Annotated in this window: 23 protein-coding genes; 16 read left to right on the forward strand and 7 right to left on the reverse strand. The window is 52.2% G+C overall.

What is annotated here, in order from left to right:
* Positions 1–13: 13 nt before the first annotated feature.
* The 5 genes from ACO08I_RS06985 to ACO08I_RS07005 all read left to right on the forward strand — a co-directional run bounded on the left by ACO08I_RS06985 (position 14) and on the right by ACO08I_RS07005 (position 4,064).
* Entirely contained in the window at positions 14–1,063 is a 1,050-nt protein-coding gene (locus ACO08I_RS06985; RefSeq protein WP_044229275.1) for a PorP/SprF family type IX secretion system membrane protein, read from the forward strand.
* A 47-nt stretch (positions 1,064–1,110) separates the two neighbouring features.
* On the forward strand, positions 1,111–1,692 hold the full coding sequence (locus ACO08I_RS06990; RefSeq protein ID WP_421948896.1) for an acyltransferase: 582 nt from the start codon (positions 1,111–1,113) through the stop codon (positions 1,690–1,692).
* Positions 1,693–1,707: 15 nt separating this feature from the next.
* Positions 1,708–2,676 carry a Gfo/Idh/MocA family protein gene (locus tag ACO08I_RS06995; RefSeq protein ID WP_282779244.1) on the forward strand — a complete coding sequence of 323 codons (969 nt, stop codon included), beginning with the start codon at positions 1,708–1,710 and terminating at the stop codon, positions 2,674–2,676.
* 35 nt (positions 2,677–2,711) lie between these two features.
* Entirely contained in the window at positions 2,712–3,200 is a 489-nt protein-coding gene (locus ACO08I_RS07000) for a hypothetical protein (RefSeq protein WP_282779242.1), read from the forward strand.
* A 72-nt stretch (positions 3,201–3,272) separates the two neighbouring features.
* Positions 3,273–4,064 carry an OmpA/MotB family protein gene (locus ACO08I_RS07005; RefSeq protein ID WP_421948897.1) on the forward strand — a complete coding sequence of 264 codons (792 nt, stop codon included), beginning with the start codon at positions 3,273–3,275 and terminating at the stop codon, positions 4,062–4,064.
* A 3-nt stretch (positions 4,065–4,067) separates the two neighbouring features.
* On the opposite strand, the gene ACO08I_RS07010 is transcribed toward ACO08I_RS07005, so the two are convergent.
* Complete coding sequence (locus ACO08I_RS07010) at positions 4,068–4,496, reverse strand: NUDIX domain-containing protein (protein WP_052516480.1); 429 nt, start codon at positions 4,494–4,496, stop codon at positions 4,068–4,070.
* A gap of 348 nt (positions 4,497–4,844) precedes the next feature.
* Between ACO08I_RS07010 and ACO08I_RS07015 the strand changes: the two genes are divergently transcribed.
* The 3 genes from ACO08I_RS07015 to ACO08I_RS07025 all read left to right on the forward strand — a co-directional run bounded on the left by ACO08I_RS07015 (position 4,845) and on the right by ACO08I_RS07025 (position 9,043).
* Positions 4,845–5,960: a PLP-dependent cysteine synthase family protein gene (locus ACO08I_RS07015; RefSeq protein ID WP_282779236.1), complete on the forward strand. Its 1,116-nt coding sequence runs from the start codon at positions 4,845–4,847 to the stop codon at positions 5,958–5,960.
* 495 nt (positions 5,961–6,455) lie between these two features.
* Positions 6,456–7,793, forward strand: a complete 1,338-nt coding sequence (locus tag ACO08I_RS07020) for an AAA family ATPase (protein WP_282779233.1) — start codon at positions 6,456–6,458, stop codon at positions 7,791–7,793.
* On the forward strand, positions 7,790–9,043 hold the full coding sequence (locus ACO08I_RS07025) for a tetratricopeptide repeat protein (RefSeq protein WP_421948898.1): 1,254 nt from the start codon (positions 7,790–7,792) through the stop codon (positions 9,041–9,043). The genes ACO08I_RS07020 and ACO08I_RS07025 overlap by 4 nt, the downstream gene beginning before the upstream one ends.
* 34 nt (positions 9,044–9,077) lie before the next feature.
* Here the strand turns inward: ACO08I_RS07025 and ACO08I_RS07030 are convergent, their stop codons facing one another.
* Both ACO08I_RS07030 and ACO08I_RS07035 read right to left on the reverse strand, forming a co-directional pair.
* Complete coding sequence (locus tag ACO08I_RS07030; RefSeq protein ID WP_421948899.1) at positions 9,078–9,776, reverse strand: LytR/AlgR family response regulator transcription factor; 699 nt, start codon at positions 9,774–9,776, stop codon at positions 9,078–9,080.
* Positions 9,761–10,804: a sensor histidine kinase gene (locus ACO08I_RS07035; RefSeq protein ID WP_421948900.1), complete on the reverse strand. Its 1,044-nt coding sequence runs from the start codon at positions 10,802–10,804 to the stop codon at positions 9,761–9,763. The genes ACO08I_RS07030 and ACO08I_RS07035 overlap by 16 nt, the downstream gene beginning before the upstream one ends.
* A gap of 583 nt (positions 10,805–11,387) precedes the next feature.
* Between ACO08I_RS07035 and ACO08I_RS07040 the strand changes: the two genes are divergently transcribed.
* Together ACO08I_RS07040 and ACO08I_RS07045 are read left to right on the forward strand one after the other, a co-directional pair.
* Positions 11,388–12,119 carry a DUF5694 domain-containing protein gene (locus ACO08I_RS07040; protein ID WP_421948901.1) on the forward strand — a complete coding sequence of 244 codons (732 nt, stop codon included), beginning with the start codon at positions 11,388–11,390 and terminating at the stop codon, positions 12,117–12,119.
* A gap of 61 nt (positions 12,120–12,180) precedes the next feature.
* Positions 12,181–13,428, forward strand: coding sequence for a hypothetical protein (locus ACO08I_RS07045; protein ID WP_421948902.1), 1,248 nt, complete (start codon positions 12,181–12,183; stop codon positions 13,426–13,428).
* A gap of 8 nt (positions 13,429–13,436) precedes the next feature.
* Here the strand turns inward: ACO08I_RS07045 and ACO08I_RS07050 are convergent, their stop codons facing one another.
* From ACO08I_RS07050 to ACO08I_RS07060, 3 genes are read right to left on the reverse strand one after another with little or no spacing between them, the layout of a single operon-like run.
* Positions 13,437–14,348: an alpha/beta fold hydrolase gene (locus ACO08I_RS07050; RefSeq protein ID WP_421948903.1), complete on the reverse strand. Its 912-nt coding sequence runs from the start codon at positions 14,346–14,348 to the stop codon at positions 13,437–13,439.
* 12 nt (positions 14,349–14,360) lie between these two features.
* Positions 14,361–15,443, reverse strand: a complete 1,083-nt coding sequence (locus tag ACO08I_RS07055; protein WP_421948904.1) for a TonB family protein — start codon at positions 15,441–15,443, stop codon at positions 14,361–14,363.
* A 15-nt stretch (positions 15,444–15,458) separates the two neighbouring features.
* Positions 15,459–16,742: a S28 family serine protease gene (locus tag ACO08I_RS07060; protein WP_421948905.1), complete on the reverse strand. Its 1,284-nt coding sequence runs from the start codon at positions 16,740–16,742 to the stop codon at positions 15,459–15,461.
* 150 nt (positions 16,743–16,892) lie between these two features.
* Here ACO08I_RS07060 and ACO08I_RS07065 point away from each other — a divergent pair, with 150 nt between their 5' ends.
* Both ACO08I_RS07065 and ACO08I_RS07070 read left to right on the forward strand, forming a co-directional pair.
* Positions 16,893–17,642, forward strand: coding sequence for a DUF5995 family protein (locus ACO08I_RS07065; protein ID WP_282779212.1), 750 nt, complete (start codon positions 16,893–16,895; stop codon positions 17,640–17,642).
* A gap of 52 nt (positions 17,643–17,694) precedes the next feature.
* Entirely contained in the window at positions 17,695–18,258 is a 564-nt protein-coding gene (locus ACO08I_RS07070; protein WP_282779210.1) for a DJ-1/PfpI family protein, read from the forward strand.
* 6 nt (positions 18,259–18,264) lie between these two features.
* Here the strand turns inward: ACO08I_RS07070 and ACO08I_RS07075 are convergent, their stop codons facing one another.
* On the reverse strand, positions 18,265–19,479 hold the full coding sequence (locus ACO08I_RS07075) for a dipeptidase (protein WP_282779208.1): 1,215 nt from the start codon (positions 19,477–19,479) through the stop codon (positions 18,265–18,267).
* Positions 19,480–19,598: 119 nt separating this feature from the next.
* Between ACO08I_RS07075 and ACO08I_RS07080 the strand changes: the two genes are divergently transcribed.
* The 4 genes from ACO08I_RS07080 (at position 19,599) to ACO08I_RS07095 (ending at position 26,632) form a co-directional block, all read left to right on the forward strand.
* Positions 19,599–19,985 carry a hypothetical protein gene (locus tag ACO08I_RS07080; protein ID WP_044229326.1) on the forward strand — a complete coding sequence of 129 codons (387 nt, stop codon included), beginning with the start codon at positions 19,599–19,601 and terminating at the stop codon, positions 19,983–19,985.
* Positions 19,986–20,185: 200 nt separating this feature from the next.
* Positions 20,186–20,935 carry a LytR/AlgR family response regulator transcription factor gene (locus ACO08I_RS07085; protein WP_282779204.1) on the forward strand — a complete coding sequence of 250 codons (750 nt, stop codon included), beginning with the start codon at positions 20,186–20,188 and terminating at the stop codon, positions 20,933–20,935.
* 1 nt (position 20,936) lies between these two features.
* Positions 20,937–23,177: an ATP-binding protein gene (locus ACO08I_RS07090; protein ID WP_421948906.1), complete on the forward strand. Its 2,241-nt coding sequence runs from the start codon at positions 20,937–20,939 to the stop codon at positions 23,175–23,177.
* Positions 23,178–23,341: 164 nt separating this feature from the next.
* Positions 23,342–26,632, forward strand: a complete 3,291-nt coding sequence (locus ACO08I_RS07095) for a T9SS type A sorting domain-containing protein (protein ID WP_421948907.1) — start codon at positions 23,342–23,344, stop codon at positions 26,630–26,632.
* Positions 26,633–26,658 lie beyond the last annotated feature (26 nt).

Consider the following 26,658-nt stretch of genomic DNA (forward strand, 5'->3'; position numbering starts at 1 on the left):
AAAAAAGCAGACTATGCGTTATATCTACACCATACTATTGTTACTGGGCACCCTGTCTGCCCTGCAGGCACAGGACCCCAGACTGTCTCAGTTCTACGCAGCTCCTCTGGAAATGAACCCGGCGATGATCGGGGTTTTTGAAGGGCGTATGCGCTTTGTGGCCAACTACCGGGACCTTTATCCGGCCATTTTGGACAATAACCCCTACCGTACCCTGGCCGCCAGCTTCGACATGCGCTTCCGGGTGCAGAATGATGACTACTTTGGGCTCGGCATCAGTGCCATGCGCGACGAGGTAGGCCTGGCCAATTTCAACCGGACTAAAGCAAATATTGGGGGTTCGTTCCTGAAGCAGCTCGGTGGCTCTGGCTACCGTCCCTATACGCAGTACCTGGTGGCCGGTGCACAGGTAGGCTTCGGGCAGCACGGCCTGAACTGGCAGCGGTTGTGGTTTTCCCAGCAATTTGATGCCAATAATGGCTCTATTGATTTTGGAGCCGACAACGGCGAAGCCTTCGGCGATGAAATGAGTACAAATATGTACCTTGACTTCAACGCCGGCCTGCTATGGTTTATCACCTTTGAAGACAACCAAAGTTTTTACATTGGCGGCTCCCTTATGCATCTCAATGAGCCCAACATCTCCTTTCTGGGTGCCGATGCCACGCCTCTGGACATGCGCTTTGTAGGCCATATGGGCGGAGAGTTCCCTTTAGCCAAAGGGCTTAGCCTGTTGCCGGCAGCGGCAGTGATGAGTCAGGGCCCGCACCTGAGTGTTATGGCAGGTGCCAACTTCCGCTATACCAACCGCGACTGGCGGGAAGTAGCCATCCGGGCCGGTGGATGGACCCATTTTTCCAATCAGCTGGACTCTGGCGTAGGCATGGATGCCATCGTAGCCACCACCGTACTTGAAATGGAACGCTGGAATATTGGGCTGAGCTACGACATCACCACTTCTGTACTGGCTACGGCTAATAACTCCCGTGGTGCATTCGAGGTCAGCTTTATTTACACACAGCCGGCCCGCTGGCGTACGAATGTTACCTGCCCGAAGTTTTAATTACCGTTGGCGTACCGTACTTTTGGCGTAGATCATTTACGCAACGTATGGAAAGCAAGGATTACTATGTGCACCCCTCTGCCTGGGTGGATGAAGGGGCACAAATCGGCAAAGGCACAAAAATATGGCACTTCTGCCACCTGATGCCCGGCGCTGTCATTGGTGAGGGGTGCAGCCTTGGGCAGAATGTTTTCGTGGCTTCCGGTGTGCAAATTGGCAACCGGGTGAAGATCCAGAACAACGTCTCTCTGTACGAGGGTGTCATTTGCGAAGATGAGGTATTCCTGGGGCCATCCATGGTTTTCACAAATGTGATCAATCCGCGGGCTGGTGTGGAGCGCAAGACGGAGTACCGGCCGACGCTGATCCAAAAAGGGGCCACCATTGGCGCTAATGCCACCTTACTGTGTGGCCATTCCATCGGCACTTATGCTTTCATAGCTGCTGGTGCGGTGGTGACCCGCGATGTTCCTGCCTATGCGCTAGTTGCCGGGGTACCTGCCAGGCAGACTGGATGGATGAGCGCCCACGGCGAAAAACTTTCCTTTGGGGAAGACCTACGCGCCATCTGCCCGGCAACAGGGACCGTCTACCTGAAAAACGGAGACCGAATCCATCCCCTTTCCTAATCCAACTGCACAACCATGAAATACAACTTTGCGCTGATCGGAGCGGCCGGTTACGTTGCTCCCCGGCACATGCAAGCTATACAGAATACCGGCAACGACCTCATTGCAGCACTTGACAAACATGATTCCGTGGGGGTCATCGACTCCTTTTTTCCGGATGCCGCCTTTTTTGTGGAGTACGAACGCTTCGACCGGCACCTCGAAAAGCTGAAGCGCTCCGGCACACCACTTCACTATCTCAGTGTTTGCTCTCCCAACTATCTTCATGATGCCCACATCCGGTTTGGGCTGCGGCATGGAGCAGATGTCATTTGTGAAAAGCCTATGGTACTCAATCCCTGGAACCTGGATGCCCTGGAGGAAATAGCAGCTGAAACCGGCCGGTCTGTATTCAATATCCTGCAGCTTCGCCTGCACCCCAGCGTACAGCAGCTCCGGGAGCGCATACAGCAAGCCCCCGGTGACTCCAAGTTTGATGTAGACCTGACATACATCACCTCCCGGGGCAACTGGTACTACGCCAGCTGGAAAGGCAGGGAGCCGCAGTCGGGCGGTATCGCCACCAATATTGGCGTACATTTTTACGACATGCTGCAGTGGATTTTCGGGCCGGTCCGGCAGAATACCGTCCACCTGCATACGCATGACCGGGCGGCGGGCTTTTTGGAATTCGAGCGGGCGCGGGTGCGCTGGTTTCTCAGTATCAACACGGACACTCTGCCGGATATCGTAAAAACTGCCGGAGGGCGCACTTTCCGGGCGCTCACTATTGAAGGAGAAGAATTTGAATTCAGCGGAGGCTTTACCGACCTGCACACCCAAAGCTATCAGGCCATCCTTGATGGGAAAGGATTCCCCCTGAGTGCTGCCCGCCCAGCCATTGAAATTGTACACGACATCCGGCATCAGCAACCACTCGGGCTAAAAGGGGATTTTCACCCTTTAGCTAAATTGCCCCTGGCCCCTCATCCTTTTCATCAGTAAGATTTACTTTTGCGCTACAAACTAACTGAAGCAGTATGAATAAGCTACCTTTTTTCATTTTTCTGGCGCTGACCATTGGTTGTTCGTCAGATCCGGCCTCCACCATAGATACCGCAAAGGCAGACCTGCAAAAGACCCTGCCCGGCACCTGGGAATCGGTGTCTTTGCGTGTAGATATTAATACGGCTAACGGCACCGATACCTCCTACGTTTTTGAAGTCCGGGAAGAAGAGTGGATAAGCCGTTTAGGTGTTAAGCCGGTAAAGACCTACTATAAACTGGATAATAAATACGAGCAGGTCTTCACCAGCCTTACCGATACCATACTCAGTACGAGCCGGGGCATGTGGAATGTGTTCGGGGATACGCTCATGATGGTGGAGCCCAATGCCACTTACCACTATGAAGCCGGCATTGAGAACGGGCTGATTAGCCTGAAAGCCCGAATGGATTGGGACGGAGATGGCGAAGAAGATGATGACTATGTGGGCGTTCACCGGAAAATCAGCTCTGCCACAGAGTGATAAGTTAAAGCCGGATATACTAAACGGAGGGGCAATTCAGTTCTTTCCATCCACCATTAATGCTAAAACAGGATGAAACAAACAACCCTCTTCGCTTTACTAATCATCACTCTCTTCACGTTTTCCGCTTGCAACAAGGGCAAAGTCGAAAGCCTGGAACGGCAGGTAAGTGAAAAAGACAAGCAAATCCAGCAGCTGGAAGACCAGGTTGAGCACCTGCAGTTTACGAACTCCAGCCTGCTTGACCGCATGTCCGACTTGTCCATTGTGAGTAAGGAAGGTGCTACGAGTATTCGGGAGTCCCTGGAGAACATCAACCAACAGTACCAGTTCATTGAGGACCTGACGACCAAAATGCAGGAAAAGGATTCCCTAAACCTGGCGCTGGTGCTCAACCTCAAACGCTCCCTTTCCGACCTGAACGACGATGATGTGAAGGTGGAAGTCCGGGGCGGTGTGGTGCATGTCTCCATTTCCGATCAGCTCCTGTTCCAGTCCGGTAGTTCCCGGATCACAGCAGAAGCAAACGAAGTACTTGGCAAGGTAGCTATGGTGGTCAGCGATCATAGCGACCTCAACCTGATGGTGGAAGGCCATACCGATAACGTACCCATTTCCAACAATTGTATTAAAGATAACTGGGACCTGAGTGTAAAACGCGCTACGGCAGTGGTAAGGGCATTGGAGGAAGAACATTATGTAGACCCCACCCGCATGATCGCTGCAGGCCGGGCCGACAAACAACCCAAAGCAGATAACGACTCCGAAACCGGGCGCAGCCTTAACCGCCGTACTGAGATCGTGATTATGCCACGCCTGGACCAGTTTTTCCAGCTACTGGAACCTCCGGTGGTAGCAAACTAAGAGCTATTTTTTGAGGTATTCGGAATACAACTGGCCATGACGGTAGGCCTCAAGTACGTGGCGTACCGTTGAGGTCAGATTCCTGGGTAAATCCTCCAGGTAAAACCATTCTGCCTCCTTGAATTTGTGCGTCTCCTTTGCTTTTAGTTCGCCCTCCCAACGGTAAGCTTTAAAGTAAAAGACAATGCGGTGCTCTTCTCCATTCACTTTGTGCAACAGGTGAGCCAGTTCCAGGTCCTCTTCCCGCAGGATGATCCCTGCCTCCTCAAAGCTCTCCCGGATGAGCGCCTGCCGGGCAAACTCCCTGGATTCCACCGTACCGCCCACGAGCGTGTAATTGCCCCCGTTAGGCTTCGTCTGCTTAAGTAACAGAATACGACCGCGATGGTATAGAATCAATCGTGCTTTAAAGGATATCCGTGTGTCTGCCATAAAGTGTTGGGTGTTTGGGTGGCCTTATGCCGATACAGCAATGGCTGCGCGTACCAAATAAATAAATAGCAAGATACGTCAAAAACGGCTTCCTATTCTGATTGTTGACTTTTTTCATTGCAGGGAGGTTATATTGATCATTGCGTTTAAAATACTTTTCGGGACAAAGGAGAAATAGAAATACCGATCTTCCCAGAGGCAAAAAATTTATTACCTTTGCTTCACAATCGTATCGGGACTGCAAATCTGTACTTAGTTTCCGGACCATACACTCCGGGCAACTAAGCCTATAAAAATCAAACATGCTGTACAAAAGTACAGCCTATCGTGAGCAAAAAGCAAGCTTATATGCGATACGAGAACGTACTGGCAACTATCGGCAATACGCCACTCATCCATCTTAGCCGGATCACTAAGGACCTGCCGGCGAAAATTTACGGAAAAGTAGAAGCTTACAACCCCGGGCAATCGGCTAAAGACCGGACGGCGTTGTTTATGGTCGAACAGGCAGAGCGCGAAGGGCTTATCAAGCCCGGAGATACCATCGTGGAGGCCACTTCCGGCAACACCGGCTACAGCCTGGCCATGATCTGCAGCCTGAAGGGCTACCGTTGTGTCCTCACGGTTTCCAGCAAAGCCTCTCAGGAAAAGCTGTCCCTGCTGAAAGCAATGGGCGCCGAAGTGGTCGTCTGCCCTGCAGATGCAGCTCCCGAAGACCCCCGCTCCTACTACTCCCGCGCCAAACAGTTGTCTGAGGACATCCCTGGGGCCTACTACCTGGCTCAAAACTTCAACCTCAACAATTCCCAGGCCCACTACAGCTCTACCGGCCCGGAAATCTGGGAGCAGACTGAGGGCAAAATCACCCACTATGTCTGTTGCGCAGGTACCGGTGGCACCCTGTCCGGCACCGCCCGCTACCTCAAAGAGAAAAATCCGGACATCAAAATCATCGCGGTGGATGCTTATGGCTCCGTACTCAAAAAGTACTGGGAAACCGGCGAATTTGATCAAAGTGAAATCTATCCCTACAAAGTAGAAGGTCTTGGTAAAACCATCATCCCCGGCAACGTAGCATTCGATCTGATCGATGACTTTATCAAAGTTACCGACCGTAGCAGCGCCCACCGTGCCCGTCAGCTGGCCCGCCAGGAAGGCCTGCTCGTAGGCTACTCCAGTGGCTCTGCCATGCAGGCCGTATTCCGCCTCAAGGAACAGCTCAAGCCAACTGATGTAGTCGTCGCCCTCTTCCCCGACCACGGCACCCGCTACCTCGGTAAGATTTACAACGATGAATGGATGAAGCAGCAGGGCTTTATGCAACAGCCTGCCCCTCTCAATGGCGAGCACCCTCACCCCGTAATGGATCATGAAGACTCCTACACCCGCTACCGCAAAATCTACCGGGCGTACCGCATCAAGTACAAGCGCTACCTCCGGCAAACCCTCAAAGCAATGAGCTAACAACACCTCGGAGCGAAGGCAACCTGTTGACTGTAACCCGGCACCCGCCCAAAACCAGACCGCCTCACATCAGGCTACCTTCGCTCCCTCTACATGCCAAACTGCCCCACTGCAAGACTGCCCCACTACAAGACTGCCCACTGCCCACTACAAGACTGCCCCACTACAAGACTGCCCACTGCCCACTACAAGACTGCCCACTGCAAGACTGCCCACTGCAAGACTCCCCCACTGCAAGACTCCCCACTGCAAGACTCCCCACTGCAAGACTCCCCACTGCAAGACTCCCCACTGCAAGACTCCCCACTGCAATACTGCCCCACTACAAGACTGCCCACTGCAAGACTGCCCCACTGCAATACTCCCCACTACAATACTGCCCCACTGCAAGACTGCCCCACTGCAATACTGCCCACTACAAGACTGCAATACTCCCCCCTCCCAACTCTCCCCCAAATTCCGTACCTTGCCCTTCCCAAAAGAAGAAAGGACCACATGGACGAAATACAACAACTACGCGAAGCCCTCAAAAGCGCTCCTGACAACCTCCCGCTGCGGAAACTCCTGGCCAATGCACTGATGAAGCAGGACCGCCATGAAGAAGCGGAAGCCGAGTATAAAGCCGCACTCCGCCTCAACGCAGAGGATACCGACCTTAAAATCGGCCTCGCCGATGCCTTCCGCGCCCAGCAGAAAACCGGCTCCGGACTGGTACTGATCGAAGAGTTAGTAGAAGCCCCTGCCCCACCAGCAAAAGCATGGCTAGTATACGCCAAACTATTGCTGCAAAGCCAGCAAGCCGAAGCCGCTAAGGAAGCCTACGAAAATGCCATCGCCATCAACGATAAACTCCGGGACGCCTACCTGGAATCAGAGATCAATCTGCAAATTAAAGACCAGCCGGAACCGGAAAAAATCAAGCTCAAAACCGGAGGAGACGAAGGCGAAGACCAGGATAAAAGCATAGACATAGAGCGGCCCGAGACCACCTTTGAAGACGTCGGTGGAATGGAACAGGTAAAAGAGGAAGTCCGCATGAAAATTCTCCATCCGCTGAAACACCCGGAAATCTACCAGGCCTATGGGAAGAAAATTGGTGGTGGCATTTTGCTGTATGGCCCGCCCGGTTGCGGCAAGACCCACCTCGCAAGAGCTACTGCCGGTGAGGTTGGCTCCAATTTCCTGGCCGTAGGGATCAGCGATATTCTGGATATGTACATCGGGCAGAGCGAGCGCAACCTCCACGCTATTTTTGAAAAAGCCCGAAGCCTGAAACCCTGCGTTCTCTTCTTTGACGAAGTGGATGCCCTGGGGGCCAGCCGGTCGGATATGCGCCACAGTGCCGGACGGAATGTCATCAATCAGTTCCTCGCCGAATTAGATGGTGTGGAGTATAATAATGAAGGCGTACTGGTATTGGCAGCCACCAACGCACCCTGGCACCTCGACTCCGCTTTCCGTCGTCCGGGGCGCTTCGACCGTATCATTTTCGTGCCACCTCCTGATGCAGCTGCCCGCGAAGCCATACTAAAGCTGAAGCTCAAAGGCAAGCCGGTAAGCGAGCTCAATTACAGTACATTGGTCAAAAAGACCGGTGACTTTTCCGGGGCCGACCTGGAGGCCATCATCGACCGCGCCATAGAAGGCAAACTGGCAGAAGCCATTCGCACGGGAACCCCTCAGCCTCTGCAAACAAAAGATCTGGAGCAAGCCATCAAAAAGCACCGGGCCACCACTAAGGAATGGTTTAGTACCGCCAAGAACTACGCCCTCTTTGCCAATGAGGCGGGCATCTATGACGAAATCCTCGACTACCTCAAGATTAAGAAATGATCAACATTCATCTGGAACGAGGCAAGCTGCTCCTGGCCCAAAAGCGGCTGGCTGATGCCGAAAAAGAATTCAAGCAGGCCCTAAGCCATGCGCCCAATGACGCCTACGCCATGGCCTGGCTGGCGGAATGCTACCTCAGCGGCAAACGCTACGCTGAAGCCCTGGAACTAAGCGAACGTGCCATGGGGTACGCCCCCAACGATCCGTTCCTGCTCTACACCATGGCAAGGGCGTACTTTTACAATCAGAACACGAAAAAGGCACGCGAAATGATCCGGCAGGGGCTTCAGCTCAACCCGGCGGATGCAGACTTTTTCCTGCTGCTCGCTCATGTTGCCTTCTACGAGGAAAAATGGCAGGAAGCCCTCGACGCTGCCGAACAGGGGCTGGAACAGGATGCTGAAAATGTCAACCTGGTCAACATACGGGCACAAGCCCTGGTGAAACTCAACCGCAAAGCCGAAGCCGCTCAGACTATCGACTACGCCCTGCACAAAGCCCCCGAGGACAGTTACTCCCACGCCAACCGTGGCTGGGTGGCTATTGAGCAAAGCCGTTTCAAGGAAGCCCAGCAAAACTTCCGGGAAGCCCTCCGACTGAACCCCAATAACGAATACGCCCGGTCTGGCCTCAAGGAAGCAATCAAAGGCGAGAACTTTTTCTACCGCGGCCTACTGAAGTATTTCCTTTGGATGGCGAAAATGAATGAGCAAAACCGCTGGGCAGTGGTGATCGGAGCTTACATCATCTACCGGGTAGTACTGGGCGTGGCACGTAGCAACCCTGCGCTGGCGCCCCTGCTCTATCCTATTATCGCCCTGTACGTACTGTTTGCGCTGTCTTCATGGATTGCAATCCCGATAGCTAACCTCTTCCTGCGCCTGCACCCTATCGGCAAACATGCCCTGACAGAAGATGAAAAAATGGGCTCCAATATCGCTGGTGGCCTGGTTGGGTTATCGCTCCTCTCCCTGGCGGGCTATTTCATTAGCGATGCCGGGCAACTGCTATTCCTGGGCCTTGTTTTTGGATTGCTTTTAGTCCCTGCCGGTGGCACTTTCTCCGTCAGTGAAGGTACCAAAGCCCGGCGTTCCCTGACCATTTACAGCCTGGCACTGGCAGCTGTTGGCATTATTGGAGCGCTCGTCCCCTCCCTCGGCAGTTGGCTGATCATTGTTTTTGCACTGGGCATATTCGCTTACGGCTGGGTGGCGAATTATCTGATTGGTCAGGATGCGAAAGCTTTTTGAGTGGATTAGGCAAAGGCTAAGATAGCCGATCTTATTACCCTTTCAATCTACCCATCACGCTCTTCCGGTACCCCTCACTAATCGGCAGGCGCTCCTTTCCAATCACCACCCGGTTGCGCTCAATGTAGTCGATTTTGGGAATGGACACGATATAGGACCGGTGCGTGCGCACAAATAAAGCTGTCGGCAGAACTTCTTCAAAATGCTTCATGTTTTCCAATGTCATTATACGGCCGGACGGCGTGTGGATGGCCACATAGTCGCCCTGCCCTTCCAAATAAGCGATCTCAGCGTAGTCGACGCGCTGCAGGCGGTATTCCGTTTTCACAAATAAGTAGGAGGCGCTCGCTTCTGCCTCCTGAGCTTCTGAAGCCGGATTCCTTTCACCGGCCTCTACCTTTTGCACGGCCTGGTAAAAACGGTCGTAAGAGATCGGTTTCATCAGGTAATCCACCACGTTGTGTTCGTACCCTTGCAGCGCATATTGCTCGTAAGCAGTGGTGAGGATGACCGGAAGGCGCTGATTCAGGATTTTCATCACCTGAATGCCGGTGAGCTCAGGCATTTGCACATCCAGAAAAAGCAGCAAATCCGTCTGCCCCTGCAGGTACTGCAAAGCCTCAATGGGGTTGGAAAAAGCCTCTGCCAATTCCAAATCCGGAGTTTTCCGGACGTAGTCGGACAACAACTGTATGGCCAGGGGCTCATCATCCACAATTACACATCGGAGCATAAGGCAATGGGGATTTTCAGGGTGACTTCGAATTGATTTTGGGTTGCTTCGACGGTCCACTCATGCTGATCTTCATAAATCAAAGATAAGCGTTTGCGGATATTGGCCAGGCCGATGCCGCCCACCTGATCCTTTTGCTGCACCCGCAGGGCATTTTGGGTGTGAAAGACCAAAACCTCTGCCGTACGCTCCAGCCGGATGACTACCGGATGCTCCGGATTCCGCAGCTCGCCGTGCTTGAAGGCATTCTCCACAAAGGGGAGGAGCGCAAATGGAGGGATGACCAGCCCGTCCAGGTTGTCGGGCACCTCAAATTGCAGTTGCACCTCGTACCCGTACCGAAGGCGCTGTAGGCTAATGAAGTCCTCAATGTACCTAACTTCCTGCTCCAGGGGCACCTGATCAGCATTCTCATACAGAGCGTACCGGAGCAGGCCCGTCAGCTTTTCCATGGCTTCCAGTGCTTTATCTGATTTTTGGTAAACCAGGGTATAGACATTATTCAGGGTATTGAAAAGAAAATGGGGATTGATCTGCGACCGCAAAAAGGCCAGCTCCGTCTTCTGATTTTGAATGAGCAACTCCTGGCTTTGCCGCTCCCGGAATCGGGAATACTGTGAGAAGTAAAACACAATACCTACGGCTGAAAATGGGATGGCGTAGTACAAATTGTCCAGCAGGTAAGCACCGGTGCTCATTTGATCGTAGTAATTGTCGAAGCCAAACCAGCGCAGGTAAAGCACCTCCTCGATCAGAAACCGGATAGCTGTGGCTAGCGGATAAACCCCAACGAGCAGTACGCCAAGCAGCAGGTTCGGCTTGCCCCTGAGCCAGAAAAGCACAGAATAGCAACCAAAGGCATACAGAATATCCGCAATCAGGGAGGACAAAGAAAGTAAGACGCCCTTTTGGCTGGTCCAGGTATCCACAAAGCTTTGAATGCCATCGTCGGCAATATCCCTAAGCTCCACGTACATCAGGAAAAAGGCCACACTCCAGATGAGTAAAACGCCGTATTTAGGTTTCATCCCAGATCAATTTTAAGCTAAAACTAAGCAATTCATGGGCAGTATCCCCCCGAAGGATAGGCTGGCAGGGAGATTCTATCGGTGAATGGGTAGGATTGCCCGGTGAATGCCCACTGTTTTGAATTTTGGGATTGACCGGGGAAATCCTCAGGGTTACCGATTACGGTTGGAAGCCGTGGATGGGGGCTGCACTTTTGTGTTTGTGCTTAGTCATCTATAACAATCACAAGCTGGATTACAGATGAAAGTACTTGGATTATTTCCTTTAACAGTGGGCAACGTTCGACTTCTACGAAGTCGGTCAGCTATGGTGTTTAAAGGGATACTAAGATGTGACTTCTCCGAAGTCTTGCTGCTTCAACAGGACTGATCCATAAATGCTTTTTTGACCATTTCTCTACTCAACCGAAAACAAAAAATTATCACCAATGAAATCCATTATCCCTATTTTCATCGCTCTATGTTTCCTTCACTTGTCCAACGCCCAGGAGATGCCCTACAAGGGGCCGGACGAGTTTCTCATTGGCGACCGGCAGGTGCCTCAGGTATTGCTCATGGGCACCTGCATTTTGCTTACCCTGGTTTGGACGAGCACAAGACCAGGGAGGAAGACAAGATCAATATTTTCACACCTAAGCGGCAGGAAGAACTGCAGGAACTCCTGGATTATGTAGCCCAGTTTCAGCCCACCAAAATCATCGTGGAATCGGGTGCCAATACGGGCTACCTCATGAACCGCTACCGCCGCTGGAAAAAAGGCGAAGAGGAACTATATGCCAATGAACGCGATCAGGTCGGCATTCGCCTGATGGATCAGCTGGGGCTGGATACGATCTACGGCTGCGATGCATGGGGGTTACTGGGCGATCTGCATGACAAAATTGGAGACTCGGAAGCCGATCAATACATTAAAAAGGTTGGCGACCGCCATTACTTTGGGGGCAAAGATGAGTGGATGAAGCGCTACAAGGAATGGTACGTTTACAGCGACAAACAAATGCCGCACAATACCCTGCTGGAAAACTTCCTGTACCTCAATCAGGATAAGGTCATCGACCGTTACTTCGGGGCGTACATTTCCGGAGGGCAGTTTGACTCGGAGGCCTTTGAAGGACCGGATGCGCTGTCTATGTTCTGGATGAACCGCAATCTGCGTATTTTTCATAAAATCCAGCAATTGGATATTCAGGACGATGACCGGGTACTTATCCTCTTTGGGGCCGGGCACATGGGCATCCTGCGCTGGCTTTACGAGTGCTCCCCCCGCTATGAATTAGTAGAATTCGACAGCCTGAACGACTTTACCGTTCGATAAATCACCCGACTGACAACTGCCCGGTGGCCACAACAGCTGCCGGGCACAAACTACTCCAGCTATGAAATACCTGCTATACTTTTCCTTATTCGTGGTTTGGGCCTGTCAGACTCCCAAAACCAACATCCCAAGCTCAGCATTACCCGCACTCGACAGTGCCTTTGTCGCTTCCCATACGCACTATTTCCAACTTACGCCGGAGGGGTTTACCGGTGAAGGGGCCCAAACGCTCGAACAGGCCGTACAAACTGCCCAAATCCTGGTATTGGGAGAAACCCACGGCTCCCCTACCCTGTCCCGCTTTGTGGAACAACTGGCCCCCATGCTCCGCACAAACGGTTTCCGGCACTTTGCGTGCGAAATCGGGCCTCATTCTGCACAGTACCTGGAACAACTGACCACAGTGCCCGAAAATATACCGGCCAACCTCGCCGCATTCTATGAGCAGTACCAGTTTGAAGCTATCGCTGACGTACCCATGCCTTTTTTCGAACTGCAGGAAGATGCCGCCTTTCTTCAGGCGCTCCGCCGGGAAGGCTTTTCCATTTGGGGGCTGGATCAGGAGTACTTTTCATCGGTATTTTTTCTGCTGGATTGGCTGCAACGCCAATTAAAACCCGAGGACGTGCCCACAGCACTACATCAAGCCGCCGTTGCCACTATCCGGAAGTGGATGATACAGGAAGATCAGGACGATGAGGGCTTCCCCGTATTTGAGCGCATTTTACAAGAGCCAGCGGTAAAAGCCTATTTCAATGCTCTGGAAGCCCATTCCCCGGAAGCCCAGGCCCTGTTGCACGACCTGAAAATCAGCTGGGATATTTACGACCGCTACCGGGGCGGTGCCTCACACGGCGACCGGGTGCAGTACATCAGGAACAATTTTCAACAACAGTACGACAGGCGCGGGACGCCCAAAGTTTTTGTCAAAATCGGCCGGCTGCACGCCAGTAAAGTCGAATCAGGCGGAGAGCTCGACCTGGGGGAACTCACCCACACACTTGCCAGCGAAGCGGGCCTGGAAAGCATCAACATCGCGGTCTGGAACCGCTACTACCGCACTGAAGAGGGAGTGGTAATCGATTGGCTCGAAAAACGCAACCGCTACTATTGCCAAAACCTGCCCTTAATCCTGCAAGCCCGGAAGGATGCTTTTGCACTCATTGACCTCCGCCCAATCCGGGAAGCGGTCGCTAATGGCCAGGTTGCTCCACCTGAATCGGAGCGCCTGCAAGCCCTTTTGGATGGGTTCGATTATGAACTCCTGCTGCCAACTGATTATGCAGGCACACCACTCGTGAAGCCCTAAGCAACCCACTATCGCAGGAAGCTTCGGACATCCTCCGCCGTGCGTGCCGGCCATTCCTCCATAGGCACATGCCCGGCATCCGGATAAACCAGGAGTTGGCTGTTGGGCAGTACCTCATCAAACCGGTACGCATCCGCAACAGGAATCCAGGCATCCTGCTCGCCCCAGAGTATGAAGGTGGGAATGTTAAGTTCGGAAAGCTGATCGGGATCGGGCTGATAAGACTGATTTAAGCGCTGCACGTAGGCCCGGCGGTTGCCCTCCCGCAGGAAGAGATCAAAGTACCGGTCCACCAGAGTATCCGAAATATGGTCAGGATTGGCGTACACTTCGCGGAGGGACTTCCGGAAGAGCGCTTTGGGGGTAATTCGCTGCAACAACTGCCTGAATACCGGCTTTCTGGCCAGGCGCATCGCCAGCGGCATTTCCTTATCGCGGGGCCAGCCAGAGGCATTAAGCAACACCAGCTTTTGGACGCGCTCCGGGTGGGCCAGGGCATATTCCCAGGCAATCAGCCCGCCAAGTGAGTTGCCAGCCAGATAAAACCGCTCCAAGCCTGCCTTTTTGGCGAAAGCCTGCACAAAATCCACATAGGCAGGGATAGAATAATCCTCATCCGGACGTGGGCCGGTAAGCCCGAAGGCAGGTAAAGTCACACTAATGACCCGGAAGGAATCCCGCAATTCAGCTGTCCAGCCTTCCCAGGTGTGGAGGGTTGCGCCGGTACCATGCAGGAGCAGCAAAACCGGGCCCTCCCCAGCGGAGCGATAGTGCACCGGCATGCCCATGACTTCCGTGAATGCAGACTCCGGATAGGTATAAGCCGCACGCAGGGCTTCCACCGGCTGCTCCGAATGGTAGTTGAAAATCACCGGCAGGGCCAGTACTGCAATCAATATAGCCAGCCCCCACTTTCTCATGCTCCTCATTTTTTACTGCCGGCAAATGATCGGCAGCACCGCATCATACCAGGTTACGAGGGAGATGGACCGCGCCAGGCGCAAGTCAGAACAAGCCTCACTGTAGCGCTGCATGTCCAGATAAGCCTGCCCCCGCATGAGCAGGAATTCCGCATTGTTCGGAAACATATCAATGGCCTGCGTCAGTTTAGCGAGACCCGGTTCCTGTTCCTCATCAGCAAACAACTTGGCACCTTCCTGAGCCAGGGTATTCGCAGCTTCGTACTCTTCCACCAGAGTAGCACAAGCTGTGTTTTCGGGGATAAAGGGCAAGCTCAGATCGAATGCAGCTGAAACTCCCCGCCCCTCATAGGTGGCAATATCCCATTTACCGTAAGTGGAAGTAGCCGCATCTATTGCTTCGTACCAAAAATCGAAGCCCAGGTCGTTGTAATCCACCAGGTCAAGAATGCGTACTTCGCCGGAAGGGCGCACAAGTAATTGAAGCTCGATACGACCCACGATACAGGTATCAGCAGGTACCTCCGGGTAATCCAGGTTATCCTGCAGGTAAGCCATAAGAGCATCCTGCCCGCCCGTAAATTCAAGGGGCGTGTCATAGATGGTATATACCGAATCCCGGCCAACCATGGTGTAAGGAGGTGCTTCCTCCAGTTTGAACTTTATCGGCAGGGTATACTGAAACCGTACGGGTTGTCCGTCTTTTTCTGCAGGCACCCATCGGATTTCAGCGTTATTCATGGCTTCCACCACACGAAGGACTTCCAGCCCTGCACCACCGCCGATGTCTTTCAGGACGGACAGATTGGAAAGGCTGCCGTCTTTTTCCACCACGAATGTAGCTACAACATTACCCTCCAGGTTCTGCTCCCGGGCTTCCTGCGGGTAGCGGATGTTGCTGTACATAAACTCGAGCAAAGACTGCTCTGCGCATTTCTGTATGACTATCAGCGTGGTATCCAGTTGTTCGCAGGCCGGAAAACGGGGAGGGGCCTCCAGTGCCCGGTAAATCGTCGTATCGCCAGCCTGCGTGTCTTGCGCCATCAGCCCAATCGCATTAAGGCTTAGCGCCAGCAAAATCAGCAAAATTCTCATAGCTCTGAATATCTTTTAATGTTTACTTGCATTCATCCACTGCTCCAGAGTTTGCAGGAGCTCTGCACGCTCCGCTTCGCTCATATTGCGGATGCGGGCACTGCCGTGGTCTTTGCCTTCCATGACAAACCACTTCGCGTCCACCTTATCGGAAACGGGGACGCCGGTGGCGGTCCAGGTATCAATCGCGCCGTAGATGTAGATCATTTCATCGGCCTCGCGCTGCGTCCAGTTGTATACAGACTTTACGAAAGCAGGATCAAACTTCATCGGAGCTTTGCCCGGCATAAAGATGGCGGTAGGCTCCTCTTCTGTAATTTCCTTCAGCAATCCCTTGAAGGGCTTAGTCTGAAAGCCGTAGTAGCCCATCTCATCGCCCGCCTGCCAGTAGTGTGAGGCATAGCCAAACATGGAGGCATCGGAATAGAAGTCCAGCCCCACAACCTTGACAAAGTGCTCCAGCAGGGTTTCCAGGCCAGCTGTTTTGCCTGGGATCGCCTCACAGTCGTGCCCCAACTGCCAAAAAGAAAAAGGGTATTCCAAAACCGCATATTCGAAAGCCTCTTCCAGGCTGAGATAGGTAAATTCCATGCCTGCGCCTTTGGCGTGCCAACGAAGAAGGGGCAGCAATTCCTCCCGATTTTTTAATACGCGCATTTGCACATCGCGGATGCCTTTGCGGCATTCTTCAGTACCCACATTCGCCAGGAATTCGTATATCCGGTCATCCGTCAGCTCCAGGTTGAGTGGGGCTACGTAGGGCACAGAAGCCGCTACATCATCGGGGTAGAAGTAGCGGTAAAAGATGGTCGTTTGCCCCCCTTTGCTAATGCCCGTACTCACCCAGGGCTGCGTATACAGTTGGCCAAGCAGGGTACGGATATGGTGCAAATCGGCTGTCACCTGCTTCAGGTTCAGGTAAGTATAATCCAGAGAATCCGGGGAAGAAGTACCAAAGTAGCGGTGCTCCACATCCACCTGATTGGCATTGAGGTAGCCAGTGAGTTCGTACATACGGTTGGAAGGGCGCATGTAGCCCTCAGTGGCCAGTACCATTGGCGCTTCGAAGCTACGGTGTGAAAGGTAGGCGCGCTGATAGAAGTACCCCTTTTCCGGGTTTTCATGGTCAATGGGCTGCTTGATATGCAGCTCATAGGCGGCTTCGAACCCATCAGGCGCATCAATGGCTTTGAAGAGCACATCGGGCAATTCGAAAAGGCGCTGCTCCAGCGTACTAAACTGTGCCTGTAAAGCAGAGGAAGACAGGATCAGAAAGAAAAGAAGAAATTTATTCCGCATGGCGATTTGGTTTTGGACTTGACGGGCAAAAATAGAATTTTTGGCGGAATTCAGCGCTTGAATGGCTACAGTTAACGGCCATCGACAAATAATAAGATTAAGGTTGTTCATCAATTTTTTCTTATTTTGAAAGCCTAATACCCCACGATCATGCGCCCAACAACCATAAGAGAGGTCCTTGATGCCCTCGACCGTATCATAGCCACAGCCATTGCCAATGGGGACCCTGTAGGGCTGTTTGCCTATATCTACCGCCGGACTACCGATCAGGTACAACGGGCTATTGCCAGGAGAGCCTTCGAAGATGGGCCTCGCATGGAACGGTTCGATGTAGCGTTCGCCAATCTTTATCTGGATGCCTATGAGGATTGGCAGCATGGTAAGCCTATCGCCCGGTGTTGGCGCCTGGCTTTTGAAAGCACCCGTTCCTCCGTGGCAATTATTCAGCACATCTTACTAGGTATGAATGCGCACATCAACTACGATTTGGCTATTGCCGCCAGCCAGCTGATGAAAGACAAGCCGCTCCTACCCTTGAAACATGACTTCGAAAAAGTCAATGAAATATTGGCTGAGATCGTGAACGAGCTACAGGACCGGCTGAGCCGGGTTTCTCCTCTGTTTTTTCTGGCAGACTGGCTGGGCAACGATAAAGATGAAGCCATCATCAACTTCAGTATGGGCAACGCCCGGGCCTTTTCCTGGGAACTGGCCTGTGAGCTTTGGCGCCTTAACGGCTCAGCCTACGAGCAACGGCTTGAACAGGCAGACTATTGGGTTCACCAGGTTGGAGGCCTTGTCGCCCGTCCGCCGGGGTGGGCACTAAGAAACGGGCTCAGGCTGATGCAAACCTTTGAACGCCGGAATGTAGGCGATATCATTGAAGCCCTTCGGCGATGAAACTCCAAACTATTGCCCTTGCTACACCTTATAATATTTTAAACCAATCCTCATGCCCAACGCCATACGCATAGCAGCCCTTATTCATCCAGGCATGGAAATCCTTGACTTTGCCGGCCCGGTTGAAGTGTTCACCAATGCAGGATGGGAGGTTTTCATCGTTGCCCGGGATAAAAGCCCGGTGACCAGTCAGGGGATAGTGAAGATACTGCCACCATACGATATCACTGACTGCCCGCCGATAGATATACTCGCTACTTTCGGGGGCAATTCGGAGGAAGCGGTCCAACAGCAGGAAGTTATTCGATGGATACAGGAGACCGCCCCAGCCTGCCAGGTACTTTTCAGCGTTTGCACTGGCGTATTTTACTATGCCACCGCCGGGCTGCTGAACGGGCACCGCGTGACTACCTTCCACGGGGAAATTGAGCGCTTGAAGCAGGAAGCGCCACAGAGCGAAGTATTAACTGGCGTAAAGTATGTAGACTCCGGCAAGATCGTCACCGCAGCCGGTGTTTCTTCCGGGATTGACGGGGCGCTATACCTCGTAGAAAGGCTTGAAGGAAAAGCCAAAGCAGATGCTATCGCCAAATACATTGAATACGCCCGCTGGTAACAGGGGTCACTCCGCTGCATCCTCTACCGCCTGCCATACCCGCCACACATTTTTATAACAGATTTTTTCAATGTCAGATTCTGAATAGCCGCGCTGCAGTAGTTCGTAAATGAGGTTGGGGTACTGAGAGACATCCTTCAGACCAGTAGGAAGGGTATCTCCCACTCCATCGTAGTCCGACCCAAACCCAACGTGGTTCACGCCTACCAGGCTCACCACATGGTCAATGTGATCGGCCACGGTTTTCACATCCGCCATCAGCACCTCATTGTCTTCCTGGAATTTGTCAATCACCGGTTGGGCTTCCTCGTCGTCGTAACTTAAGCCTTTTTCTTCCAGTAGCCGGGTAAGTTCCGCCCGTTTTTCATCCATCTGCTTTGAGATATTGCCATCGAGGAAAGTGGAGCCGAAATTGATCTGCATGACGCCGTTGTTCTCTGCCAGGCGGCGGATCATATCGTCATTCATATTGCGCTCAAAACCCGGGGTAAATTTACGGCAGGAAGAATGTGAAGCGATGCAGGGCACGTCCGTCATTTCCATCACCTGCCAAAAAGTGCTATCGGAGACATGGGAGATATCCACCATGATCCCTACACGGTTCATCTCACGGACTACCTGTTGCCCGAAAGGGCTGAGGCCGTTCCAGGTGCCGGTGGTGTCATAGGAGGAATCGCAGATGTGGTTGTCTTTGCTGTGCGTGAGGGTGATGTAACGGATGCCACGGTCATGCCAGTACTGCACATTTTCAAGCTTCCGCTCAATAGGCGAGCCATTTTCCATGCCCATGGGCAAAGAGATGATGCCTTTTTTAAAATTAGCCTCCACCTCAGCCGGGGAATTGGCCAGGGCAAACTTATCCGGGTGGGCTTGTGTAATACCCACCACCATATCAATGAGGGAATCTGCCAGCGCCCTTGCTCCGTTATCTTCCCGTGAAGCAGGAATGAATATAGACATGAAAGGAGCATCCAGCCCGCCTGCCTTGGCCCGAACATAGTCAAAGTCGCCTTTGTCCGTTTCTACCGGGATGCCCAGGTACTCCCGCTCCAGGCGGAAATTCTGTACCCGCAGACGGTATGGCAAGTCCACATGCCCATCGGTGATAATAAACTGCCGGGCGAGCTCATTGGCTTTAGTACGCAGCGGGTCATCGGGTTGAGCCAGAAGAAAAGTGAAGCTGAAAGCAAGAAATAACAGTAGCAGCAGTAAACGATTCATTAGTCATAAATTGATTCTGGCAGGAAGATAAAACGCCTAACACTATTATTGCAATAAAATCGTTATTTTGCCTTGGTCAATACACAGACAAAAAGCTGTGACACCATAAACAGACTCTCATGAATATAGCTAAATATTTTGTACTCCTGATCAACATTTGCCTGTTGCCAATTCTAAGCCAGGCACAAGAGCGCCCCTCTTATTGCGATGAAATCCCTGTGATGTATGACAAGGGGGCTATGGCAAAGCCTCCGGCCTTACCGAAGTTTGAGACCACTCCTGTAACCGAATACAAGGTGCAGGTGGCTATACTAAAGTTCACGCATCCCAAGGACTACCCTTTCCACAAATATCTGGTGGCACGCTACCGCCCCTGTGAACAGGTATGGGTGGTGGAAACTAAGAAGTGTTTCCGTTCCCGGCAGGAAGCAGAGGATATGCGCAGCGAACTCAAAGACTTAGGGTATTCCGGTGCTTACCTGGTGGAGGTACTGGCGTACGAATAGTGGTCATTGCTTCATGAACACCAATACAGTACCCCCACTTAAATCAAAACGCCATGTATTCACAAGGCACCTTCCCTACTGCTTGAAATTGAATTAAATTTGCATCCTGCTGGCTGATCTTCCGTATATATTTGAGGAAAAAGCACAGAAAGCTTACAATATGGGTTTTCGATTGGAAATTAACCCCGGATACTGGACTCATGATCAAAATACTTGGTGTAGAAGACAATCCGATTCATCAGGAGTTCTTGTTTGTCGTTACTCAGGAGCTGGGGTACGAACTGGCAGGTCTGGCCGACAATGCCAGACAAGCTCTGGAGTTGCTATTCGCTACTAAGCCGGATGTTGTACTGTTGGATATCGAAATCAACGGGCAGCAAGACGGAATTGAACTAGCCAACCGCATCAACCAACTGCGACCAACACCCCTCATTTACACTACCGCCCGAGCTGATCAGGCTACGCTCGACCGGGTGAAGGGTACCCTGCCCTATGGCTATTTGGTAAAGCCCTTCACACAGCAAGACCTACAGGCCGCTTTGGAACTGGCGATTTACCGCTTTGCTGCTGATCAGATAGAGCGGGAAACCCTGCAGGTCAGTCCGGATTGGGAAAGTGGCATTGCATTGCAGCAAGCTTTGTTTGTCAAAGCCGCGGATATGATCCACAAGGTCCGTTTTGAAGATATCCTGCTGGTAGAGGTTTCGAAAGACCGCTACTGCACGGTAACCACAGCCGAAGACACTTTTTTGGTCAGAAGCCCGCTTAAAGAAATTGCCGCCAAACTACCGATGCAGGATTTTCTGCAGGTGCACCGCTCCGCCATCGTCCGGGCCTCAGCCATCGAGCGTATTGAAAGCAGCGGCGCCTGGCTGGTCGTTGGCAATAAGACCGTGACCATTGGCAAAACCTACCGTGAAAAATTACTGAACAATCTTAATTTATTGTAGTGTGAAACAGACTTATTGGCTGCTCATCAGCCTGAGCACCCTGCTAATGCCGGCCCTTCTGAGCGGTCAGCCTGCCAGCCTCGACAGCCTGGAGCAACTTTTGAAGGATGACCTCTCACAAGATGAGCGGTTTACCATCAACCTTCAACTCGCCAACCAGTACCTCAAAATCAATCCGGAGTCTGGCTTCACCTTTGCGGAAGCTGCTATGGCTATAGCGGAAGCTACTCAGGACAAAGAACGGCTCGCCCTTGCTCAAATCTGCCTCGCCGATTACGAGTGTATGAATGGTGGATTTGAACCTGCTAAAACCATGGTACACCAAGCGCTTTCGCTTGACCCCAACCCCTCAGACAAAGTCCGGCTCGAAGCCTGTAACCTGCTCGGGAATATTTTCTTCTATCAAAGCCAGCCCGACTCCGCCAGATACTACTACACACTAATGGAAGCCATTGTATCCGGTATGGAAGCCCCCAGCCCGGACTATCGCAAAAAGGCAACTGCTGCCTTGTTCAACCTCGGCAGTACCTTCCGGCAGCTGGGGCAACCGGATTCTGCTATACTCAATTATAACCAGGCACTTGAAGCAGCAAAACGTATTGATTTCAAAGAAATACTGCCCTATATACTGGAAAACCTGGCCAATATGCAGATTGATCAGGAAGAGGGGATCAGTTATCTGCTGGAGGCTATAGCCATTGATGAAGCGCTGGGCAACAACAACCACCTTGCCGGACTATATGAGAACCTTGGCACCATTTATGGGAATATGGGCGATACCCTGCAGGAGGGCCGCTACCGGGAACAGTCCTGGCAACTGGTCCGTACCCATCAGTTCGTCAACAGAGACCTGGCGATAGGCCTGTCAGACTATGGTGTGTACCTGATTGAAGTGTCCAGGCTGGAAACCGCCCGGGAAGTTCTGGATTATGCGCTGGACATGGGTAAAAAGATGCAGGACCCTTCCAGTACCAGCTACGCGTTGTCCATTTTAGGCCTTTTGTCCCTGAAGCAAGGCGCTAAAGAGCAGGGCATGGGCTACCTTTCTGAAGCAGAAGCTCAGGCCAGAGCAGGTGCGGACCCCGGATACTTCATTTACAGTTTAATTAATGTTGCGGATGGGTACATACAGCTGGGGCAGCCTCAGCGTGCCATTGGGTTACTTTTAGAATGTCAGCGCACTGCCGATCAGATCGGGCTTCCTCACCTCAGGGGGGATGCAGCCAAACTACTTTCTAAGGCGTACCAGGAATTAGGGGATCATGTCAATGCCTTAGTGGCCTATCAGGAAAGCACTGCCATCGCTGATAGCCTTTCCAAAGCTGAAAACCGCGCGGCGATACAGGAAATCCGGACCCGGTACGAAACGGAGCAAACAGAGGCAGAGAATGAATTCCTAAGGCTGGAGAACCAGCAAACGATCAAACAGCGCAACCGTATTCTGGCCGCCGTAGCCATATTATTGTTGCTCCTCTCCGTTTTGGGTGTACTGTACCACAAGGTCCTTCAGGGCAGGCGCCAAATTGCCGCCCAAAACCTAAAGCTTGCCGAGCTCAATCAGACCAAAGACCAGTTGTTTGCCATTATTGCCCACGACCTTAGGGGAGAAGCCAGTGCCTTCCAGCAACTGGCACAAATCGTCGGTTTCCATCTCAAAAACCGCAACCTGGACCGCTTAGAACAGGTATTTGGGCAGGTCAACAAAAGTGCAGCCAACCTCAACACATTGCTTGATAACCTCCTGCAGTGGGCGCTCACTCAACTGGAAGGTGTTCGGTTGAAGCCCACTTCTGTGCATCTGCAACAAGAAGCTGCACATACGCTCCAGCTGTTCGAATCCCATGCTGAACTGAAGGACATCCAACTGATCGATGAGGTCCCGCCCAACCTCAATGCCTTTGCCGACCAAAACAGTGTGCAGCTCATCCTGCGCAACCTGATCAGCAACGCCATTAAGTTCACCCCTTCATCTGGCCGTATCCGGGTATCGGGAAAGCAGGATGGGCAGCAGGTAGTGTTATCTGTAGAAGATACCGGGCAAGGCATGTCTGCTAATCAAATTGCTGCCGTAATGGAAGGGCGGTCTGTTGAATCCCGGGAAGGGACCTCCGGAGAGCGGGGTACCGGGCTGGGCTTACCCCTCTGCAAGGCTTTTGCTGAACGCAATCAGGGCGCATTCACCATTGAGCCCCAACCGGGTGGCGGTACGCTATGCCTTGTCCGGCTGCCCGTTACTGGTTAAAGCAAATGTCATTCATGCTCCTGGTTTTGACATTCATGCATCTACTTCAGCCCTTCGGCGACATCACCGTTTAGCTGCAATCACCGGCATTTAGTTTTGTATTGTTCAGTCCGGGGCCGCCCCCTTTATGGCCCGGAAAAGTCACATTATCAAAACTAATCAACATGCACTATTTTCACCTCACTACATTCCGGGCATTCCTGCTTGTGCTTGGTATGATCCTGCCTGGCCTATCCTACGGGCAGCAGACTGCAAATTTCAACCCTGTTTTTCAAGCCAATGGACAGAGCTTATTCGAAGCCAACGGCGGTACGCCAGCGGGCCTAAACCTCGATAAGCAATTTCTCGGCGATGGGAAGGTCTCTCAGTTCGTGGATGAGAAGATCCTTGATCTGTTGTTCCTCAAGGGAGGCATAGAGTTTGGGGCCTATTTCCAACTCAAAGAATTGAATGGCGGACAGGTCGACATCACCTATCCTCTTGACATCACTATTCAATACCCGGATGCCAATACGTTTGGCTGCAACGACTGGATCGAAATCACAACCGATTGCACTGTCGGTGCAGGGTACGACCTCGCGGTTACCCCACCTACCCTCGACTTTGAGCTGGGGACTTCTTTTACCGGTGGGGTTTCTGCCTCGATTGGCAATCTGGAGGAAATATCGGCTCCTGAGGGCTTTGGAAGCGCTACCTCAAGTAACTGGCAGGACTTTGGCGATGGTTGGGAAGATCCTTTCTTTGGCCTGAATACCAATACCGGTATTACCTGGCCCTGGGACTACATCCCAGGCCTGAGCGCACCAAGCGGGGCAATACCTGGTTCCTTTCCGGTTACCATCCCTGCCTTCATTGAAGATGCTATCTTTTTGGGTGGAACAATCGATAATCCCTTTGCCGGAGATGGCCCGGACAACCTGACGGGAAAAAAATTAAGTGACAACTCCCTGAAAAACTTCGTTAATATTCACTTCAGCCCACTCAATTTCCAGCAGTACTTTACAGGTATCCCTCTGAGTATCGGGTTTGATGCCGGCATCGCCTCTGTCGATTTCACGGCATTTAATACGCCCCTGGGGCTGGAAATAGCACAGCGCAGAAAAGTGGAGTTTGAAGGGGAGGTCAATATCCAATTTGCATTTAGTCAGACGCTGCAATACGAAGAGGTTGACCCAGGTACGAATAGTGTGGTCAATACTGGAACAGGGTCAACAGCGACTATTAAAGCCGGCCACACATTGCGGGTAAGGTACCCAGACGGTGCCCCTGAGCCAACGATGGTCACCCCTTCTTTCATCATGGTCAACGACAAACTGTCTACCGCTATCACCGAAGAGGTAGTTTTTGAAGTGGGCCTTGAAATCCTGAAGGGGGAACTCGAAGTTGGAGGCTTTGAGCAGGAAATCTGTGAGCCCAATATTCCTCCGTTTAATTTCGACGGCGTACAGTGTTTGAACATTGAGTTCGAACCAATAATGGAAGAGTTTTTCATCTTTGATGATGACCTTCATTTCCCGGTTGAAGATATCGTTATCTATGATGAGACCTTTGATGTCACCGATGGCGCATTTGAGGACATTCAGGGCACGCCCATACAATTACAGCCCGACCAGCAGGCACCGGTTGCCACCTACACCACCGGCTCCCAGGTCATTAACCTGAGCACCCCTACTATTGATTTGGACCTGGATGACTTTCTGGATTCCTTTACCGATCAGGAAGGAGGAGGCACCCAAATCCTTGAGGCATCCGCTCAAACCTATTCCTGTGCGGATGTTGGCCCTACCGTGTACAGCTGGACAGGTTCAGACAATCGTTGCAATGAGGCAGACTATGACCGAAATTTCACCTTGATGGACACCGGTCTGCCAGTCGTCAATACCAAATCCTATGATCTGTACCTCAACGCTAATGGAGAAGCGGTACTAAACCCGGAAGATGTCAACAACAATTCGACCGACAACTGTGGCATTGCGGACTATGAACTGGATAAGTCCGTATTCAATTGCAATGACCTTGGCCCTCAAACCGTGATGCTAAAAGCGACTGACCTCAGCGGGAATGAGGCTTCCAATTCAGCATCCATTCAGGTTATCGATGCTATAGCGCCCACGGCCAACTGCAAAGACATAACGGTTTACCTGGATGAAGAGGGCCTGGCATCCATCACGTCCGGAGATGTAGACGATGCTTCCTTTGACGCCTGCGGCATTAGTGAGCGTAGCATTTCCAAGGGCACTTTTGACTGCTATGACCTCGGCTCCAATACAATTACCCTTGGCCTGAAGGATGGCAGCGACAATCAAAGCCAGTGCAACGCCACGGTTACGGTACGGGACAATATTGCCCCCGTTGTATTCTGCAAGAGCTTTGTCAAAGAGCTTGATCCATACGGCAATGCCAGCCTTACTCCTGATGATCTGTTTGATGAAGCCAACAGCGTTGACAACTGCGCCATCAACCTGCTTTCCGTAGCGCCCAACACCTTTAACTGCTCCACCCGGGGCGAGCATATTGTCACCCTGCAAGCCACTGACGATGATGGCAATAATGTAAGCTGTGAAGGCGTAATCACGGTAGTGGAAGGTACTGCACTTCCAGCGCCATGGACTACTGCCGACATCGGTGATCAGGGCGATGGCAGCACCTATAGCTTCGACCCCTGTACACGGAACAACCCTGCAAACGGAGACTTCACCCTTAGTTCAGGTGCCAACAACCTGGGCGACGACACCTCTGATGATGTAAGCTTCATTGGTCAAACCTTATGCGGCAATGGCGGTATACAGGCACGGGTCCGGGAAGTCACAGGCGGATACGTTGGCCTGATGATTCGCGAGAGCGATGCTCCGGGTGCCCGCAAGATTGCATTCTACTCTAATGGCACGAACATGACCCGCTGGGAAACACGCTATCAGACCGGTGCACCACACAATGACACCCATCTGTATGCTTCTTTCCCCTTCTGGCTACGCATCGTACGGCAGGGCAACTGGTTCCGGGGGTACTACAGAAACGCTGGCAATAACTGGGTACTGATCCATCAGGTATACATGGATTTGCCGGAGTGCGCTGAAGTAGGCATCGCGACCTTCACCCATACTCCGAATGGCACTGTCAATGCGGTTGTCAGCAACGTAACTGTTCAGGGGGCTTCACCAAGCCTTGTTGTGCCTCATGATGGCCCAGAAGTAGCCGCTGACCACGAAACTCTGGCGCGTATTTTCCCCAATCCTTCCAACGGGCAATTTACCGTGGACCTGGGCCAGCCAACACTGCTCCCAATAACTGTTTCCCTAATCAATACAATGGGACAGCTGATTGAGCAGCGGCAGTTCGAACCAGGTGCACAGCAACTACCCTGGCAAACTCAAAACCTGCCAAATGGCTTGTACTTCCTGGAAATCCCCAAATCAGATGGTACCACTCAAACTCTGAAGTGGATGAAACAATAAGAGCCATAAAGGGGAATTGACTTACA

Origin of the sequence: Phaeodactylibacter xiamenensis (assembly GCF_965229835.1) — a bacterium.
GTDB lineage: Bacteria > Bacteroidota > Bacteroidia > Chitinophagales > Saprospiraceae > Phaeodactylibacter > Phaeodactylibacter xiamenensis.

What these genes read in the sequence shown, in the direction of transcription:
- ACO08I_RS07035 (WP_421948900.1), bottom strand. Translation starts at nt 10,804, where the DNA reads ATGAAACCTAAATACGGCGTTTTACTCATCTGGAGTGTGGCCTTTTTC.
- ACO08I_RS07030 (WP_421948899.1), bottom strand. Translation starts at nt 9,776, where the DNA reads ATGCTCCGATGTGTAATTGTGGATGATGAGCCCCTGGCCATACAGTTG.
- ACO08I_RS07025 (WP_421948898.1), top strand. Translation starts at nt 7,790, where the DNA reads ATGATCAACATTCATCTGGAACGAGGCAAGCTGCTCCTGGCCCAAAAG.
- ACO08I_RS07060 (WP_421948905.1), bottom strand. Translation starts at nt 16,742, where the DNA reads ATGCGGAATAAATTTCTTCTTTTCTTTCTGATCCTGTCTTCCTCTGCT.
- ACO08I_RS07095 (WP_421948907.1), top strand. Translation starts at nt 23,342, where the DNA reads ATGCACTATTTTCACCTCACTACATTCCGGGCATTCCTGCTTGTGCTT.
- ACO08I_RS07010 (WP_052516480.1), bottom strand. Translation starts at nt 4,496, where the DNA reads ATGGCAGACACACGGATATCCTTTAAAGCACGATTGATTCTATACCAT.
- ACO08I_RS07015 (WP_282779236.1), top strand. Translation starts at nt 4,845, where the DNA reads ATGCGATACGAGAACGTACTGGCAACTATCGGCAATACGCCACTCATC.
- ACO08I_RS07065 (WP_282779212.1), top strand. Translation starts at nt 16,893, where the DNA reads ATGCGCCCAACAACCATAAGAGAGGTCCTTGATGCCCTCGACCGTATC.
- ACO08I_RS06985 (WP_044229275.1), top strand. Translation starts at nt 14, where the DNA reads ATGCGTTATATCTACACCATACTATTGTTACTGGGCACCCTGTCTGCC.
- ACO08I_RS07005 (WP_421948897.1), top strand. Translation starts at nt 3,273, where the DNA reads ATGAAACAAACAACCCTCTTCGCTTTACTAATCATCACTCTCTTCACG.
- ACO08I_RS07080 (WP_044229326.1), top strand. Translation starts at nt 19,599, where the DNA reads ATGAATATAGCTAAATATTTTGTACTCCTGATCAACATTTGCCTGTTG.
- ACO08I_RS06995 (WP_282779244.1), top strand. Translation starts at nt 1,708, where the DNA reads ATGAAATACAACTTTGCGCTGATCGGAGCGGCCGGTTACGTTGCTCCC.
- ACO08I_RS07070 (WP_282779210.1), top strand. Translation starts at nt 17,695, where the DNA reads ATGCCCAACGCCATACGCATAGCAGCCCTTATTCATCCAGGCATGGAA.
- ACO08I_RS07085 (WP_282779204.1), top strand. Translation starts at nt 20,186, where the DNA reads ATGATCAAAATACTTGGTGTAGAAGACAATCCGATTCATCAGGAGTTC.
- ACO08I_RS07055 (WP_421948904.1), bottom strand. Translation starts at nt 15,443, where the DNA reads ATGAGAATTTTGCTGATTTTGCTGGCGCTAAGCCTTAATGCGATTGGG.
- ACO08I_RS07075 (WP_282779208.1), bottom strand. Translation starts at nt 19,479, where the DNA reads ATGAATCGTTTACTGCTGCTACTGTTATTTCTTGCTTTCAGCTTCACT.
- ACO08I_RS07000 (WP_282779242.1), top strand. Translation starts at nt 2,712, where the DNA reads ATGAATAAGCTACCTTTTTTCATTTTTCTGGCGCTGACCATTGGTTGT.
- ACO08I_RS07050 (WP_421948903.1), bottom strand. Translation starts at nt 14,348, where the DNA reads ATGAGAAAGTGGGGGCTGGCTATATTGATTGCAGTACTGGCCCTGCCG.
- ACO08I_RS06990 (WP_421948896.1), top strand. Translation starts at nt 1,111, where the DNA reads ATGGAAAGCAAGGATTACTATGTGCACCCCTCTGCCTGGGTGGATGAA.
- ACO08I_RS07020 (WP_282779233.1), top strand. Translation starts at nt 6,456, where the DNA reads ATGGACGAAATACAACAACTACGCGAAGCCCTCAAAAGCGCTCCTGAC.
- ACO08I_RS07045 (WP_421948902.1), top strand. Translation starts at nt 12,181, where the DNA reads ATGAAATACCTGCTATACTTTTCCTTATTCGTGGTTTGGGCCTGTCAG.